Here is a 16,513-nt window from a genome sequence, read left to right on the forward strand (position 1 = left end):
ACGGTCCGGAAAAACTGTGCTAGAGTCAATCCCCATGAAATTCGCGTCCCCCGCCTTTTACTTTTATTTTTATGGTTTTCTGAAGCCGCTGGCGGAGGAAGGGACGCGCTCAATCTGAAGTTTGGAAAGAATCCCCCCAAAAAAGCCGCCAGCGAACTGGCGGCTTTTTTTGTGCCGCCGGGATCGGGAAATACCGATCGGAATGGACCCCGTTGGCGGGCAACCCAGGAGCAGTACCGTGTCACACAATACCGACGACCTTCGCATTCGAGAAATCAAGGAACTGAACCCGCCCGCGCATGTGATGCGCGAGTTCGCGTGCACGAAGGAGGCGTCCGATACCGTATTCGCCGCCCGCCAGGGCATGCACCGCATCCTGCACGGCATGGACGACCGGATGATCGTCGTGATCGGCCCGTGTTCGATCCATGACACGCGCGCCGCGATCGAATATGCGAAGCGCTTGAAGCCGGTGCGTGATCGCCTGAGCGCCGATCTGGAAATCGTGATGCGCGTGTACTTCGAAAAGCCGCGGACCACGGTGGGCTGGAAGGGCTTGATCAACGACCCGGACCTGGATGGCAGCTTCGACATCAACAAGGGCGTGCGCGTGGCCCGAGAACTGCTGCTGGACATCAACAGCCTGGGGCTGCCGGCGGGTTGCGAGTTCCTGGACATGATTACGCCGCAGTACATCGCGGATCTGGTCTCCTGGGGGGCGATCGGGGCACGGACGACGGAAAGCCAGGTGCATCGCGAACTGGCCTCGGGCCTGTCGTGTCCGGTGGGGTTCAAGAACGGCACGGACGGCAATGTGAAGATCGCCGTGGATGCCATCAAGGCCGCGTCGCAGCCGCACCATTTCCTGTCGGTGACCAAGGGCGGGCATTCGGCGATCGTGTCGACGGCCGGCAACGAGGACTGCCACGTGATCCTGCGTGGCGGCAAGACGCCGAACTATGATGCCGCCAGCGTGGACGCTGCCTGCCAGGACGTGTCCAAGGCCGGCCTGGCGCAACGCATCATGGTGGACGCCAGCCACGCCAACAGCAGCAAAGACCCCGAGAACCAGCCCCGGGTGATCGATGACGTGGCGCGCCAGATGGAAGCGGGCGACGCGCGCCTGGTCGGCGTGATGGTGGAAAGCCACCTGCTGGGCGGACGCCAGGACATGGTGCCTGGCAAGCCGCTGGTCTATGGGCAAAGCATCACCGACGGCTGCATCGATTGGGACGCGTCGGTGGCCGTGCTGGAACGCCTGGCGCACGCGGTGCGTGAGCGCCGCCGGGTTGCGCTGACCTCCGGCAAGTAAGGCCGTGCGAGCGCCGTGTGCCGCCTGCCTGGGGCGGTGTGCGGCGCAGCACGCGCGGCGGCGTAGAATATTCTGATTACCGAACCCCGAGAACACGCTGATCATGAACGCTCCCTTGCACGCTGAAACGTTGCGCCGCCCGGTGCCGGCCGCCTGTCTGGATGCCTTGCGCGCGCGCTTTGGCGACCGCCTGTCCGAGTCCTCCGCCGTGCGCGAGCACCATGGCCGCGACGAATCGCCGTATCCGCCGATGCTGCCGGACGCCGTCGTCTTCGCGCACACCACCGAAGAAGTGGCCGAGGTCGCCAAGCTGTGCAACGAGCATCGCGTTCCGCTGATTCCCTATGGCGCGGGTTCTTCGCTGGAAGGCCACGTCCTGGCGATCCAGGGCGGCATCAGCCTGGACCTGTCGCAGATGAACAAGGTGTTGGCGATCAACGCCGAAGACCTGACCGCTACCGTGCAGGCGGGCGTGCTGCGCAAGCAGTTGAACGAAGAAATCCGCAACACCGGCCTGTTCTTCCCGATCGACCCGGGCGCCGATGCCAGCCTGGGCGGCATGGCCGCCACGCGCGCCTCGGGCACCAATGCCGTGCGCTATGGCACGATGCGCGAAAACGTCATGTCGTTGACGGTGGTGACGGCCGACGGCCGCATCGTCCGCACGGCGGGGCGTGCCCGCAAATCGTCGGCCGGCTATGACCTTACGCGTATTTTCATCGGCAGCGAAGGCACGCTGGGCATCATCACCGAAGTGACGGTGCGCCTGTATCCGCAACCCGAGGCCGTGTCGGCCGCGGTCTGCAATTTCCCCACGCTGGACGACGCCGTCCAAAGCGTGATCGAGATCATCCAGATGGGCGTGCCGGTCGCGCGCGTCGAATTCATGGACGCGGCCAGCGTGCGCTCGGTCAACCAGTACAGCAAGCTGACTCTGCGTGAAACGCCGTTGCTGGTGTTCGAGTTCCATGGCAGCCCGGCCGGCGTGCAGGAGCAGGCCGAAACGGTGCAGGCGATCACCGCCGAGCACGGCGGCATGGACTTCGAATGGGCCGAACGCCCCGAAGACCGCAGCCGCCTCTGGACCGCCCGCCACAATGCCTACTTCGCCGGCCTGCAACTGCGGCCCGGCTGCCGCGCCAGCACGACGGACGTGTGCGTGCCGATCTCGCGGTTGGCCGATTGCGTGCGCGACACCGTCGAGGAACTGGATCGCGCAAGCTTCCCGTATACCATCGTCGGCCACGTCGGCGACGGCAACTTCCACGTGCTGATGCTGCTGGATGCCGAGAATCCGAAGGAATGGGAAGAGTCCGAAACGATCAACCACAACCTGGTGCGCCGCGCGATCGCCGCGGACGGCACCTGCACCGGTGAACATGGCGTGGGCCTGCACAAGATGCAGTTCATGGCTGAAGAGCACGGCGAAGATGCCTTGGACCTGATGCGCAGCCTGAAGCATGCGTTTGATCCGCACAACATCCTGAACCCGGGCAAGATCGTGTCCTGGTAAACGCCGCGCGGCGACCGCGCAGCCTGCAAGACCCGAAGCCGACGGCACTGCCGTCGGCTTTTTTGTTTGGGTCCGAGGGGGGGCGCCACGAATTTTCCAGTGACACCTCTCATCAAATCCTTTACTCTATTTTTTTGTAGACAAATGTCCACATTGTGGATACTTAAGAAAAGTCGCTGCGAAAAAATCAAAGCGCGCGACGCCTCGACAGAAAGCGCGCCCCGAAACCAAGGAGACAAGGATGTTGATGAGACAAGGTTTGATGGCGGCCGCCCTGAGCGTGGCTGGCCTGGCGGCGGCGCTGCCCGCGCAGGCGCAGTCGGATGCGTATCCGAACCAGCCGGTCACGCTGGTGGTGCCGTTCCAGCCGGGCGGGGGCACGGATGCCGTGGCCCGCACCTTCGCCAAAGTGTCGGCGCAGTATTTCCCCAAGGGAATGGTGGTGCTGAACAAGTCCGGCGCGGGCGGCGCGGTGGGCTGGAAGTACGTGCTGAACAGCAAGAATGACGGCCACACGTTGACCGTCGTGACGGCGGAGTTCGTGATCCTGCCGTTGCTGGGCCTGTTCGACCACACCTACAAGGACTACACGCCGCTGGTGCAGCTGAACGCTGATCCCGCCGCGATCGTGGTGCCTGTTAACTCGCCCTACAAAACGCTTGAGGAATTCATGGCCGCGGCCAAGAAGGCGCCGGCCACGATGAACGTCGGCACCTCGGGCACGGGCTCCATCTATGACGTGGCGCTGAGCGCCTTCGAGGTCAAGTCCGATACCCGCTTCACGCACATTCCGTTTCCGGGGTCTGGTCCGGCCTTGCTGAACCTGCTGGGTGGTCAGCTGGATGCCGTGGCGACGAGCCCTGCCGAGGCGTCCGAGTACGTGCGCGCCGGCAAGCTGCGTCTGCTGGTGCTGATGAGCGACAAGCGCGTGCCGGAATTCCCCGACGTGCCGACGGCCAAGGAGAAGGGCCTGGATGTGGCCTATGGCACCTGGCGCGGCATCGCCGGACCGAAAGGCATGCCGCCCGCCACCGTGGCCAAGCTGAAGGAAGTCTTCGAGAAAGTGGCACAGGATCCGCAACTGATCGCGGCGATCAAGGCCCAGAACCTGGGTTACGTCTATGCCGACGGCGACGCCTTCGAAAAGAAGATGGCGGCAGAGACCGCCGATTACGCGCAAGTCCTGAAGACTCTGAGCATCAAATAAGCCATGAGCCAAACGACTGCTGTGCCTACCCCGTACCGTTATCCCAATCCCAAGGAAGCGCTGCCCGACATCGTGGTGCCGCAGGTGATCCCCGACGACGAGCGCGTCTGGGTGCCCCAGGCCGAAAACGTGTGGTTTCGGCCGCTCTGTCTGAACGTGTCGCAGGGCTACTGGATGAACCTGTTGCGCGTGCGCAAGTCGGGCGTGCTGAGCTGCCACCGCCACCCGCAGGCAGTGCATGGCTATGTCATCAAGGGGGCGTGGCGCTACCTGGAGCATGACTGGATCGCGCGCGAAGGCAGCTATGTTTTCGAGCCCCCCGGCGAAACGCACACCTTGTACGTCCCGGAAGACGTGGAGGAGATGATCACCATGTTCCAGGTCAACGGCGTCATGTACTACTGCGACAGCGAAGGCCGGCACACGGGCTATGAAGACGTGTTCACCAAGCTGGACATGTGCCGCAAGCACTACGAAAGCGTGGGGCTGGGGGCGGACTATGTCGATCAGTTCGTCCGCTGAGGAATACGCCATGAGCTTTCAGGCAGGGCTGTTCAAGGAAAAGACGGCGGTGGTCACGGGCGGCACCCAAGGGCTGGGCCGCGGCGTGGCCGAAGCGCTGGCGCGGCTGGGCGCGCGCGTGATCGCGGTGGGTCTGCCATCGGCCGAACCGCCGCCGGCCGGTGTGGAGGTGGCGACGCTGGACGTCACGCAAGCGGAAGATGTCGCGGCGTTTGCCGCCACGCTGGAACGCGTGGACATCCTGATCAACTGCGCTGGGGTGATCTTCCGGCAAGAGGAATTCAAGCTGCCCGTGTTCGAGCGGGTGCTGGACATCAACCTCACCGGCACCATGCGCGTGTGCGAAGCGTTGCGTCCGCAGCTGGCGCGCGCCAAGGGGTGCATCGTCAACACGGCGTCGATGCTGAGCTTCTTCGGCGGCGGCCTGGTGCCGGCCTATAGCGCGAGCAAGGGCGGCGTCGCGCAACTGACGAAGTCGCTTGCCATCGCTTATGCGGATGCGGACATCCGGGTCAATGCGGTGGCGCCGGGATGGATCGCCACGCCGCTGACGGACGCCTTGCAGAAGGATCCGGCGCGCGCCTCGCGCATCCTGGAACGCACGCCGCTCAAGCGCTGGGGCACGCCGGACGATGTGGCGCAGGCGGTCACGTTCCTGTGTTCGCCGGCGTCGGCGTTCATGACGGGCGTGGTGATGCCAGTGGATGGCGGCTACATGGTAACCTGACCCGCGCTCCGGCCCGCCGGCGCGTTTTGTCACGGAAACCATCAATGAAAGTCCCCCGCGTGAAGCCCCCCGACGGTGCCCCAAAGGCCGCGCCGACTGCATCGGTTGCGGCGCCCCCCGTTGCCGGCACCGCTTCTTTTTCCAAGTTCATGCGCGTGCTCGATGCGATCGCGTCGGGTGGCGATAGCGCCTGGACGGTGAACGAGCTGAGCGCCCGGCTTGGCTATCCGCGCCCGACGATCTACCGCATCGTCGAGGCGCTGATCGCCGAACAATTGATCGTGCCCAAACGCAATGGCCAGTCCTTCGGGTTGGGCCCGCGGCTTGTCAGCCTGGCCAGCCGCGCGCTGGAAAGCTCCGACATCCGGCAGTTGTGCAAGGACCACCTGTTCGACCTGAAAGAACTGACGCAGGAAACCGTGCACCTCGCGGTGCCGGACCGGTCCGAAATGACCTACATCGACAAGCTGGAAAGCCCGAAGGCGGTGCGCATGAACTCGCGCCTGGGCAGCCGTGTCACGATGTACTCCAGTTCGGTCGGCAAGGCCTATCTGGCGCAGTTGCTTCCGGCGGCGCGCGATGCGGTCATCCAGACGCTGGATTTCAAAGTGTTCACCGAGGCCACGCTGCGCACGCCGCAGGCGTTGCGCAAAGAGCTGGATCAGATCCGCCGGCAGGGTTACGCGGAGGACCGGGAAGAGAACGAGAAGGACATCTTCTGCTTCGGGTGCGCGGTTACCGACAAGCAGGGCATGCCGGTGGCCTGCGTGAGCTTGAGCATTCCCGCCTTCCGCATGAGCGCCAATCGCACCGACAGCTATATCAAGCCGCTGGTCGACACGTGCGCGGCGATCTCCAGAAAGCTGGCGATGCTGGATTTCTCGGGCTGATCGGCTGCGGCTTTTCCACGACAAACACCGTCTGGAATTACCGCTGGTTACGTGTGCGCCACGGGGTAGTCGATTGGATGCGGGTAAATCCCGGCCTGTTTTAAGGGACTGGTCGCGCTATTGTTGCGCTCATGAATTCACTGGTCGAAACCGGCCTGGCACAAGTGCAGGCGCCTTATTCGTTGCAGCAGCTCATCGAGGCGTTGTCGGCCGCGTTGCCCGCGCACTGCGTATTGTTCCGCGAAGAGGACACGCGCCCCTACGAGTGCGACGGCCTGTCGCTGTATCGCGCGTTGCCTGCCGTCGTCGCGTTGCCGGAAACCGAAGAACAAGTGCAAGCCGTCATGCGCATCTGCAAGCGGCTGAACGCCCCGATCGTCGCGCGCGGCGCGGGCACGGGCCTGTCGGGCGGCGCCATGCCGCACAGCCAGGGCGTGCTGCTGGGCCTGTCGAAGTTCAACCGCATCAAGCATATCGATCTGGCCAGCGCCACGGCCATCGTGCAGCCGGGCGTGCGCAACTTGGCCATTTCGGAAGCGGCCTCGCCCTACGGGTTGTATTACGCGCCTGATCCCTCCAGCCAGATCGCCTGTTCCATCGGCGGCAATGTGGCCGAGAATTCCGGCGGCGTGCATTGCCTGAAATACGGCCTGACCGTGCACAACGTGCTGCGCGTGCGCGTGGTCACGATCGACGGCGACGTGGTCGAGCTGGGTTCCGAGGCGCCGGATGCACCGGGCCTGGATCTGCTGTCCGTCTTCATCGGATCCGAAGGCATGCTGGGCGTGGTCACCGAGGTCACGGTCAAGCTGATTCCCAAGCCCGCTTGCGCGCAGGTCGTGATGGCCAGTTTTTCCAGCGTCGAGGCCGCAGGCAATGCGGTCACGCAGGTGATCGCGGCGGGCATGATCCCCGCAGGGCTTGAAATGATGGACCGACGTGCCACGCATATGGTCGAACCGTTCGTGCGCGCCGGCTACGACATGGACGCGCAGGCGATCCTGCTGTGCGAGTCCGACGGCACGCCCGAAGAGGTGGCGCACGAGATCGACCGGATGGAAGCGGTGTTCCGCGCCGCCGGCGCCACGCGTTGCCAGGTATCGACGTCCGAGGCCGAACGGCTGAAGTTCTGGGCCGGCCGCAAGAACGCGTTCCCGGCTGCAGGCCGCGTGTCGCCGGATTACTACTGCATGGACGGCACGATTCCGCGCCGCCATCTGGCGCGCGTGCTGGGCGCCATCGAACAGATGGAAGACGAATTCGGCTTGCGCTGCGCCAACGTGTTCCACGCGGGCGACGGCAATCTGCATCCGTTGATCCTGTTCGATTCGAACAAGCCGGACGAGGTGGAGCGGGCCGAGAAATTCGGCGCGGCCATTCTTGAGCTGTGCGTGCAGGTAGGAGGGACCGTGACCGGAGAGCACGGTGTGGGTATGGAGAAAATAAATCAAATGTGCGTGCAATTCTCTCGCGAAGAACTCGACGCGTTCCTGGCGGTCAAGCGGGCATTCGACCCGCCGTGCCTGCTGAATCCTGAAAAGGTCATTCCCACGCTGGCTCGCTGTGCCGAATACGGCAAGATGCATGTCCATGCGGGCGAGCTGCGCTTTCCCGATCTCGCCCGCTTCTAGGACGTATCCCCCATGGATTTTGTCCTGTCGGAATTGTGCGACCAGGTCATGACGGCCCGTGCCGGCCATAAACCGCTGTTTGTGATGGGCGGAGGCAGCAAGGCGTTCTACGGCAATTACCGTCCGGTAAGGCCGCAAGACGGCCACTGCCTGCTGGACATGACGCCGTATCGCGGCATCGTCAGCTACCACCCCTCTGAACTGGTGGTGACGGTGCGCGCGGGTACGCCGCTGGCCGAACTGGAAGCCGCGTTGGCCGAAAACGGCCAGATGCTGGCGTTCGAACCCCCGCATTTTGGGGCCGCCGCGACGGTGGGCGGCTGCGTGGCGGCGGGGCTGTCCGGGCCGCGCCGCATGAGCGCGGGCGCCTTGCGCGACTTCGTGCTGGGCACGCGGCTGCTGGATTCGGATGGTCGGATCCTGTCGTTCGGTGGAGAGGTCATGAAGAACGTGGCAGGGTACGACGTCTCGCGCCTGCTGGCCGGTTCGCACGGCATTTTCGGCGCGCTGCTGGAGGTGTCGCTCAAGGTCGTGCCGCGCCCGATGGAAGAGGTGACGTTGGTGATGCCCGCTACCCAGGCGCAAGCCCTGGCCAGCTTCGCGCTGTGGCGCGGCAAGCCCTTGCCGATCTCGGCCACCAGCTGGACGGGGGGCGACGAGCATGCCGAAGGGGCGATGCATGTGCGCCTGTCGGGCGCGCCGCCGGCGATCGCCAGCGCGCGCCAGGTCATCGGCGGCGACCCGCTGGATCCCGACGCGGCTCAGGCCTGGTGGCTGGCGCTGCGTGAGCAGACCCACGCATTCTTCGCGCCCGGTCAGCCGCTGTGGCGCCTGGCCTTGCCGCCTACGGCCGCCGTGCTGGCGATGGGCCCGACCCTGATCGAATGGGGCGGCGGGCAGCGCTGGCTGTCCGGTCCGCGCGATGCCACCGAATTGCGCGACACCGCGGCTCGGCTGGGCGGGCACGCCACCCTGTTCCGCACGGGCCACAGCAAGCCGCCGGCCGACGGCGTGTTCCATCCGCTGGCGCCCGGCATCGCCTCGATCACGCGCCGCCTCAAGCAAGAGCTTGACCCGGCCGGCCTGTTCAACCCCGGCCGCCTGGTCCTGGAGCTATAGCGCATCATGCAAACCAACCTGGCATCCTGGGCACGCGATACCGACCTGGGCAATGAGGCAGACGCCATTCTGCGGCGGTGCGTGCATTGCGGCTTCTGCACGGCGACCTGTCCGACGTATCAGGTCCTGGGCGACGAGCTGGACAGTCCGCGTGGCCGCATCTACCTGATCAAGCAAGTGCTGGAGGGCGCCGAACCCACGCAGTCCACGCATCAGCACCTGGACCGCTGCCTGACCTGCCGCAATTGCGAGACCACATGCCCGTCCGGCGTCGAATACGGTCATCTGATCGATATCGGCCGCAAGATCGTGGACGAGCGCGTGCCGCGTTCCTGGGCCGAAAAGGCGAAGCGCAATTTCCTGCGTCGCGCGATGCTGTCGCCGATGTTCGCGCCGGCGATGCGGATGGGGCAGGCCGTGCGCGGCTTTTTGCCTGAAGCGCTCAAGCGCAAGGTGCCGGAACGCCGCGACGCGGGCCCGTTGCCCGCCGTGGCGGGGCACGCGCGGCAAGTGCTGATGCTGGCCGGCTGTGTGCAGCCGGCCATGATGCCGACTATCGACGCGGCCACGATCCGTGTGCTGGATGCCGTGGGCATCGGCGCGCGCATCGCGCCCGGCGCCGGGTGCTGCGGCGCGGTCAGCTTCCACCTGGACGCGCAGGATGCGGCGCTGGCGCAGATGCGCGCCAACGTCGACGCCTGGTGGCCGCTGGTTCAGGACGGGGGCGTCGAAGCCATCGTCATGAACGCGTCGGGCTGCGGCGCGATGGTGAAGGAATATGCGCACCACCTCAAGCATGATCCGGCTTACGCGCAGAAGGCCGCGGACATCGTCGCGCTTGTCAAAGACGTGGCCGAGATCGTGGCGCCGCATGCCGAGCAGCTGCGCGCGCGCTTGCCGGCCGGCACGCGGGCCGCATTCCATCCGCCCTGCACCTTGCAGCACTGGCAGGGCCTGCGGCCGCTGTCAGAGCAACTGCTGGCCGACCTGGGGTTTGAACTGCTGCCGTTCGCCGACAAGCACTTGTGCTGCGGTTCGGCGGGCGCCTATTCGGTGCTGAACCCCGAGATCGCGCTGGAACTGCGCGACCGCAAGCTGGGCGCCATCGCGGCAGGCGGGCCGGACGTTATCCTGTCGGCCAACATCGGCTGCATCGGGCATTTGCAAAGCGGCACCGATACGCCGGTGCGGCATTGGGTGGAAGTGGTGGATGAACAGTTGCGGAAGGCGGTGGCCGCATAAGGGCAGGCGCCACGAACGCCCCGCCAGGGGCATTCGTGGGCGGGCGGCGGTTACTCCACCGCTTTCACCATGTCTTCCAGCACTTTCTTCGCGTCGCCGAACACCATCATCGTGCGGTCCATGTAGAACAGCTCGTTGTCCAGGCCCGCATAGCCCGAGGCCATCGAACGCTTGTTCACGATGACGGTGCGCGCCTTATAGGCTTCCAGGATGGGCATGCCGGCGATCGGCGACTTCGGATCGTTCTTGGCGGCCGGGTTGACGACGTCATTGGCGCCCAGCACCAGGACCACGTCGGTCTGGGCGAACTCGCTGTTGATGTCTTCCATTTCGAAGACCTGGTCGTAGGGCACTTCGGCCTCGGCCAGCAGCACGTTCATGTGGCCGGGCATGCGTCCGGCGACCGGGTGGATGGCGTACTTGACGGTCACGCCGCGTTCGGTGAGCTTGGTCGCCAGTTCCTTGAGCGCATGCTGCGCGCGCGCCACCGCCAGGCCGTAGCCCGGCACGATGGTCACGCTTTCGGCGTTGGTCATCAGGAAAGCCGCGTCGTCCGCGCTGCCCGATTTGACGCTGCGCTGCTGCCCCGCGCCGGCGTCCGCGCCGCCGCCCGCCTGGCCGCCAAAGCCGCCCAGGATCACGTTGAAGAACGACCGGTTCATCGCCTTGCACATGATGTAGGACAGGATCGCGCCGGAAGACCCCACCAGCGAGCCGGCGATGATCAGCATCGGGTTGTTCAGCGAAAAGCCGATGCCGGCCGCCGCCCAGCCCGAGTAGCTGTTCAGCATGGACACCACCACCGGCATGTCCGCGCCGCCGATCGGGATGATGATCAGCACGCCCAGCACGAAGGCCACCAGCGTCATGATGACGAAGGGCGTCCAGTCCTGCGTCAGCATGAACCACACGCCGCAGCCCAGCATCACGAGTGCCAGCGCCAGGTTCAGCATGTGCTGGCCCGCGAACACGACCGGCGCGCCCTGGAACAGCCGGAACTTGTACTTGCCCGACAGCTTGCCAAAGGCGATGACCGAACCCGAGAAAGTGATGGCGCCGACGAAGGTGCCGATGAACAGCTCGAAGCGGTTGCCGGTGGGGATCATCGACCCCGCGGCGACGATGCCGAAGGCATGGGGTTCGGCCACGACCGCGACGGCGATGGCGACGGCCGCCAAGCCGATCATGCTGTGCATGAAGGCGACCAGTTCCGGCATCTTCGTCATTTCGACGCGGCGGGCCATCAGCGTGCCGACGGTGCCGCCCACCAGCAGGCCCAAGAGGACCCAGCCCAGGCCGATCGTGGCGGTGCCTTCGCGTGCCAGGCCGACGATGAGCGCCGCCGTGGTCAGCACGGCGATCGCCATGCCGGCCATGCCGAAGGCGTTGCCCAGCCGCGAGGTGGTGGGATGCGACAGGCCCTTGAGCGCCTGGATGAAGCAGACCGACGCGATCAGGTACAGCAGGGTGACGAGGTTAAGCGAGATCATTTCGCTTCCTCCTTGCCCGGCTTGCGATCCTTCTTCTTGAACATCTCGAGCATGCGCCGGGTCACCAGGAAGCCGCCGAAGACGTTCACCGCGGCCAGCGCCACGGCGAACACGCCCATGCCGCGGGCCAGTCCGCCTTCGGTCAGCGCGGCCGCCAGCATGGCGCCCACGATGATGATGGCCGAGATGGCGTTGGTGACCGCCATCAACGGCGTGTGCAGGGCGGGGGTGACGTTCCACACGACGTGGTAGCCGACATAGATGGCCAGCACGAAGATGATGAGGTTCATCAGGGTGGGGTTGATCGCTTCCATGTTCAGGTTCTCCGCGTCACATTGCCGCCTTCGCACACCAGGCAGGCCGCCACGATTTCATCGTCGCGCTGGATCGCCAGCGCGCCGTCCGCATTGATGATGAGCTTCAGGAAGTCCTGGATGTTGCGCGCGTACAGCGCGGACGCATCCGTGGCCACCAGGCCGGGCAGGTTGGTCAGCCCGATGATCGTCACGCCGTGCTTTTCCACGACCAGGCCTTTTTCGGACAAGGGGCAGTTGCCGCCGCGTTCAACGGCCAGGTCGACCAGCACCGAGCCGGGTTTCATGGCCGCGACGGTTTCGGCGGACACCAGCGTGGGGGCGGGGCGGCCGGGGATCAGGGCGGTGGTGATGACGAGGTCCGCCTGCTTGCAGCGTTCGGACACCAGCGCCGCCTGCCGCGCCATCCAGCTGGGCGGCATGGCGCGGGCGTAGCCGCCCGTGCCCTGGGCGATCTCGCGTTCCTCATCGGTCTCGAAGGGCACGTCGATGAACTTGGCGCCCAGCGATTCCACCTGCTCGCGCGCAGCGGGGCGCACGTCGGACGCTTCGACCACCGCGCCCAGGCGCTTGGCCGTGGCGATGGCTTGCAGGCCGGCCACGCCGGTGCCCAGGACCACGGCGCGCGCGGCTTTCAGGGTGCCCGCGGCAGTCATCATCATCGGGATCAGCCGGCCGTAGTGGTGCGCTGCCAGCAGCACGGCCTTGTAGCCGGCCAGGTTGGCTTGCGAGGACAGTACGTCCAGGCTTTGGGCGCGCGTGATGCGGGGGGCGGCCTCGAGCGCGAATCCGACCAGTCCTGCGCCGGCCATCTGCTCCAGGCCTTCGGCATCGAACGGATCGAGCATGCCGACCACGACCGTGCCCGGCTTCATGTGCGGTAATTCCGCGGCGGAGGGCGCGCGAACCTTCATCACCAGTTCGGCGCCCAGGGCATCCTGGGCGGAACCGAGCGTGGCGCCCGCGGCCTCGTAGGCGTCGTCCAGATAGCGGGCGGCAGTGCCTGCGCCACGCTCCACGACAACGGTGTGTTTGCCGCCTACGTACTTCTTGACGGTTTCCGGTGTTGCTGCGACACGGGTTTCCCCGTCTCGGGTTTCTTTTGGTATCCCGATGTGCATCGACGCCTCTCCTAGAAGGTTCGCCGTAGTATATGCCCCCACGCCGCTCTCGTTTCACTCGTTTGCCGCCCCCCGAGGGGGCTGGCCCGCCTTGGGGCGGCCCGGCGGCGGGCCGGCAATTCTGCTGCAGACTGGCGGGGGGCGGACATTGCTTCTTTTGGCTTACGCAATCTTCCGCACAAAAAAAAGCCCCATGGCGAACCATGGGGCTTCGGGTCATTCAACCCACTTGCTCCGGCCAGTCTTACCACGCCGCTGGCCGGCTACTTGCGTGCAGGCGTCCGGCGTCAGGCCGTCTGCGCGCGAGTCCACTTGATCAGCGCGGCGGTGAGGTCGCGCAGATCGGCCTTCAGGCGGCCATAGTTTTCAGTCGGACGCAGCGTGACTTCATCCATGTACAGCTTGCGGTTGATTTCGATCTGCAGGCTGTGGCGGCCTTCTTCGGGGCGGCCGAAGGCGCGCACCAATTCCACGCCCTTGTAGGGATCGTTCACCGTGACGTTGTAGCCGCGCTCGCGCAGCCATGCCGCGATGAACTCGCGGAACGCCGGGTCGCTGGTGCTGCCGTCGCGGTCGCCCAGCACGAAGTCGGGATGGACCAGACCGGGGCGGTCGGTGGCGAAGGCGCCGGCGACGCTGGGCATGGAGTGGCAGTTGATGTGCCAGACCTTGCCGAACTTCTGGTGGGCGGCGTCCAGCACCTGGCCCAGCGCGGCGTGGTAGGGCTTCCAGCAGGCGTCGATGCGGTGGCGGACTTCTTCGACCGTCAGCTTGCGGTTGTAGAGCGGGGTGCCGTCATCCAGCATGCGCCAGATCAGGCCCTTGCCCAGCTTGACCTTGGACGAGGCATTGATGGCGTCGGGCCAGGCGGCGTCCAGCAGCAGTTCATCGATCTCGTCGGGCGCGCGGTTGGCGTCGATGTAGGCGCGCGGAAAACCGGCGGCGATCATCGGCACGCCCATTTCCATGGCGTCGCCCCACAGGTCGTCAACCCAGGTGTCCTCGGCAGTGCGCAATGCGCCAAAGTCCACCGCGGCCGCGAAATCGGGAGGGTAGGCGGTGCCGCTGTGCGGGGAGTCCAGCACAAGCGGGGCCGAGGTTTCCGAATCCGGATATTGCTGCGGAAGGTCGAGCCGGTAAGACAGGGGTTGGGTAATTCGCATATTGGGGTCTTGCGTTCGTGAATCGGAGGCCCTGCCCGCGCAAGCCTGCGCGGGCAGGGCCGAAGACCGCTTAGTCGATCTTCACGTTGGCTTCTTTGGCGATGCGCTTGTTCTTGGCGATTTCCGCCGCGATCTGCTTGCCAAAGTCGGCCGAGCTGTTGGCGGCCGGTTCGGCGCCCAGCGCTTCCAGGCGCGTCTTGACGTCAGCTTCGGCGCTGACCTTCTGCACCGCAGCGTTCAGCTTGGCCAGGATGGGTTCCGGCAGTTTGGCCGGAGCGACCAGGCCGAACCAGGACGCATCGTTCACGGCCGGCAGGCCGACTTCGGCGAACGTGGGCACGTCGGGCAGGCTTGCGACGCGCTTGGGCGAGGCAACCGCCATGGCGATCAGGCGGCCGGACTGCACGTGCGGCAGGGTCGAGGGCAGGTTGTCGTACATGACGTCGACCTGGCCGGCCAGCGCGTCGTTCAGCGCCGGGCCCACGCCACGGTAAGGCACGTGCATCAGGTCGGTGCCCGAGGCCATCTTGAACAGTTCGCCCATCATGTGCGAGACCGAACCGTTGCCGGCGGACGCGTACGTCAACTTACCCGGCTGGCTCTTGGCCAGCTTGATGAAGTCGGCCATGTTCTTGGCCTGGACCTTCGGGTTGATCGTCATGATGTTCGGCACGGCGGCCAGGTTCGAGATGGGGGTGAAGTCCTTCTCGCCATCGAACGGCAGGTTCGGGTAGATGGCCGGGTTGATGCCGTGCGTGCTGACGGTGGCGATGCCCAGGACATAGCCGTCCGGCGCGCTGCTGGCGACGAACGCGCTGCCGATCGAGCCGCCAGCGCCGCCGCGGTTTTCCACCACGACGGTCTGGCCCAGTTCCTTGCCCAGCTTGTCCGCGAACAGGCGGCCGACGATGTCGGTGGTGCCGCCGGGCGGGAAGGGGACGATCAGGCGGATGGGCTTGCTCGGATACGCGTCTTCAGCGTGTGCGATACCCGAGGTCAGCGGCATGGCCAGGGTCGCGGCGGCGACACACAGGCCCAGTACTACGTTACGGCGTTGCATGGATTCCCCTAATAAATGGAAAGCGGATGCGCAAAGGCAGACGCAAACGCAACGATTCTTTCCTGGCAGGGCGGTTTGCGCAAACGAAAGTTTCTCCGTAAGCTATGACTTTTTTTCATGCCTCTCTTGGGCCAGCATCGTTGGGACGTTACTTTTATGTAACTATCTTGTTGCTTTTCAATGGGCCGGAGGCAGCGGGGATCATCCCCCGGTCAAGCCCCGCTGGGGCAGGAGCCCCACGCTTCGTGGGGGCGACACATGCGACGTTTCTGTCCCTCATTAACGGATCTTCAGGCATTCGAGGTCGCGGCGCGCCACAGCAGCTTCACGCGCGCGGCGCAGGAATTGTGCGTGACGCAAGGCGCCGTCAGTAAACAGGTGAAACATCTGGAAGAGTTCGTCGGCGTCGAACTATTCCTGCGGATCAGGCAAGGCCTGGTCCTGACCGAGGCCGGCCGCAGTTATCTGACCAAGATCCAGGCGGGCCTGGGCCAGATCGAGGCCGCCACGGTGGAGTTGATCGCGCACCAGGGGCAGGGCGGCACGCTCAACCTGACCTGTATGCCGACTTTCGGCGCGCGCTGGCTCATCCCGCGCCTGACGGCCTTCATGCGTCTGCGCCCGGACATCCATGTGGAGTTCCTGCCGCACCGCCAGGGCTACGACTTTTCAACGCCTGAACTGGATGCCGCCGTGCGCTTCGGCGAAGGCCTGTGGCCCGGCAGTGGCTCGGACTATATCGTCGGCCGTGAAATCGTGCCCGTCTGCAGCCCGCGCCTGATCCCGGGCGGCTGTCCGTCGCCCGAGGCCTTGCTGGCATATCCGCTGCTGCATCACACGTCGGCGCTGGAAGGCTGGCGTGACTGGTTCGAGCAGGCCGGCTGCGACACGCGGCGCAGCCTGGAAGGGGCGCGCTTCGACCAATACGCGCTGCTGTCCCAGGCGGCGGCCGCCGGATTCGGCGTGGCGCTGATCCCGCGTTGCCTGATCGAAGACGAACTGCGCGACGGCAAGCTGGCCGTCGCCATCCAACTGCCCATCCGCGCGCGCATGGGCTATTACCTGTGCTATCCCGAGCAGAAGGCCAACCTGCCCACCCTGCAGGCTTTCCGGGCCTGGCTGATGGAAGTGTCGCGGGCGGCGGAGCCTCAGCCGCGGGAAGACGCGCTGTCCGAATTAAAATAGTCGCATCATGAGTCAAA

15 protein-coding genes are annotated in these 16,513 nt (G+C 65.5%); 10 read left to right on the forward strand and 5 right to left on the reverse strand.

Annotated features, from left to right (window positions below):
• Nucleotides 1-202: 202 nt before the first annotated feature.
• The 9 genes from aroG (at nucleotide 203) to glcF (ending at nucleotide 10,163) form a co-directional block, all read left to right on the forward strand.
• Nucleotides 203-1,312, forward strand: a complete 1,110-nt coding sequence (gene aroG, locus ACO6D5_RS09580; RefSeq protein ID WP_081534219.1) for a 3-deoxy-7-phosphoheptulonate synthase AroG — start codon at nucleotides 203-205, stop codon at nucleotides 1,310-1,312.
• Between the two features lie 103 nt (nucleotides 1,313-1,415).
• Nucleotides 1,416-2,825, forward strand: coding sequence for an FAD-binding oxidoreductase (locus ACO6D5_RS09585; protein ID WP_088590599.1), 1,410 nt, complete (start codon nucleotides 1,416-1,418; stop codon nucleotides 2,823-2,825).
• 241 nt (nucleotides 2,826-3,066) lie between these two features.
• On the forward strand, nucleotides 3,067-4,032 hold the full coding sequence (locus ACO6D5_RS09590) for a tripartite tricarboxylate transporter substrate binding protein (protein ID WP_485825231.1): 966 nt from the start codon (nucleotides 3,067-3,069) through the stop codon (nucleotides 4,030-4,032).
• Between the two features lie 3 nt (nucleotides 4,033-4,035).
• Nucleotides 4,036-4,554: a 2,4'-dihydroxyacetophenone dioxygenase family protein gene (locus ACO6D5_RS09595; RefSeq protein WP_485825232.1), complete on the forward strand. Its 519-nt coding sequence runs from the start codon at nucleotides 4,036-4,038 to the stop codon at nucleotides 4,552-4,554.
• 10 nt (nucleotides 4,555-4,564) lie between these two features.
• The gene (locus tag ACO6D5_RS09600; protein ID WP_485825233.1) at nucleotides 4,565-5,281 is read left to right on the forward strand and encodes an SDR family NAD(P)-dependent oxidoreductase; all 717 of its coding nucleotides are present in this window, start codon (nucleotides 4,565-4,567) and stop codon (nucleotides 5,279-5,281) included.
• A gap of 44 nt (nucleotides 5,282-5,325) precedes the next feature.
• Entirely contained in the window at nucleotides 5,326-6,171 is an 846-nt protein-coding gene (locus ACO6D5_RS09605; protein ID WP_315844579.1) for an IclR family transcriptional regulator domain-containing protein, read from the forward strand.
• Nucleotides 6,172-6,302: 131 nt separating this feature from the next.
• On the forward strand, nucleotides 6,303-7,802 hold the full coding sequence (locus ACO6D5_RS09610) for an FAD-linked oxidase C-terminal domain-containing protein (RefSeq protein ID WP_006224976.1): 1,500 nt from the start codon (nucleotides 6,303-6,305) through the stop codon (nucleotides 7,800-7,802).
• Nucleotides 7,803-7,814: 12 nt separating this feature from the next.
• Entirely contained in the window at nucleotides 7,815-8,921 is a 1,107-nt protein-coding gene (gene glcE, locus ACO6D5_RS09615; protein ID WP_485825234.1) for a glycolate oxidase subunit GlcE, read from the forward strand.
• Between the two features lie 6 nt (nucleotides 8,922-8,927).
• Nucleotides 8,928-10,163 (forward strand): glycolate oxidase subunit GlcF, encoded by a 1,236-nt coding sequence (gene glcF, locus ACO6D5_RS09620; protein WP_485825235.1) that lies wholly within the window; start codon nucleotides 8,928-8,930, stop codon nucleotides 10,161-10,163.
• A gap of 50 nt (nucleotides 10,164-10,213) precedes the next feature.
• Here glcF and ACO6D5_RS09625 read toward each other — a convergent pair whose 3' ends face one another.
• The 5 genes from ACO6D5_RS09625 to ACO6D5_RS09645 form a co-directional block, all read right to left on the reverse strand.
• Entirely contained in the window at nucleotides 10,214-11,653 is a 1,440-nt protein-coding gene (locus ACO6D5_RS09625) for an NAD(P)(+) transhydrogenase (Re/Si-specific) subunit beta (RefSeq protein ID WP_315844582.1), read from the reverse strand.
• On the reverse strand, nucleotides 11,650-11,967 hold the full coding sequence (locus ACO6D5_RS09630) for an NAD(P) transhydrogenase subunit alpha part 2 (RefSeq protein WP_006224972.1): 318 nt from the start codon (nucleotides 11,965-11,967) through the stop codon (nucleotides 11,650-11,652). The genes ACO6D5_RS09625 and ACO6D5_RS09630 overlap by 4 nt, the downstream gene beginning before the upstream one ends.
• A gap of 2 nt (nucleotides 11,968-11,969) precedes the next feature.
• Nucleotides 11,970-13,088, reverse strand: a complete 1,119-nt coding sequence (locus ACO6D5_RS09635) for a Re/Si-specific NAD(P)(+) transhydrogenase subunit alpha (protein WP_485825236.1) — start codon at nucleotides 13,086-13,088, stop codon at nucleotides 11,970-11,972.
• Nucleotides 13,089-13,375: 287 nt separating this feature from the next.
• Nucleotides 13,376-14,251 (reverse strand): N-formylglutamate amidohydrolase, encoded by an 876-nt coding sequence (locus ACO6D5_RS09640; protein WP_485825237.1) that lies wholly within the window; start codon nucleotides 14,249-14,251, stop codon nucleotides 13,376-13,378.
• Nucleotides 14,252-14,321: 70 nt separating this feature from the next.
• Nucleotides 14,322-15,311, reverse strand: a complete 990-nt coding sequence (locus ACO6D5_RS09645) for a tripartite tricarboxylate transporter substrate-binding protein (RefSeq protein WP_315844585.1) — start codon at nucleotides 15,309-15,311, stop codon at nucleotides 14,322-14,324.
• Between the two features lie 258 nt (nucleotides 15,312-15,569).
• On the opposite strand from ACO6D5_RS09645, the gene ACO6D5_RS09650 reads away from it, so the two are divergent.
• Complete coding sequence (locus tag ACO6D5_RS09650; protein ID WP_035213183.1) at nucleotides 15,570-16,496, forward strand: LysR substrate-binding domain-containing protein; 927 nt, start codon at nucleotides 15,570-15,572, stop codon at nucleotides 16,494-16,496.
• Nucleotides 16,497-16,513: the final 17 nt, after the last annotated feature.

It is taken from the genome of Achromobacter sp., assembly GCF_057314935.1.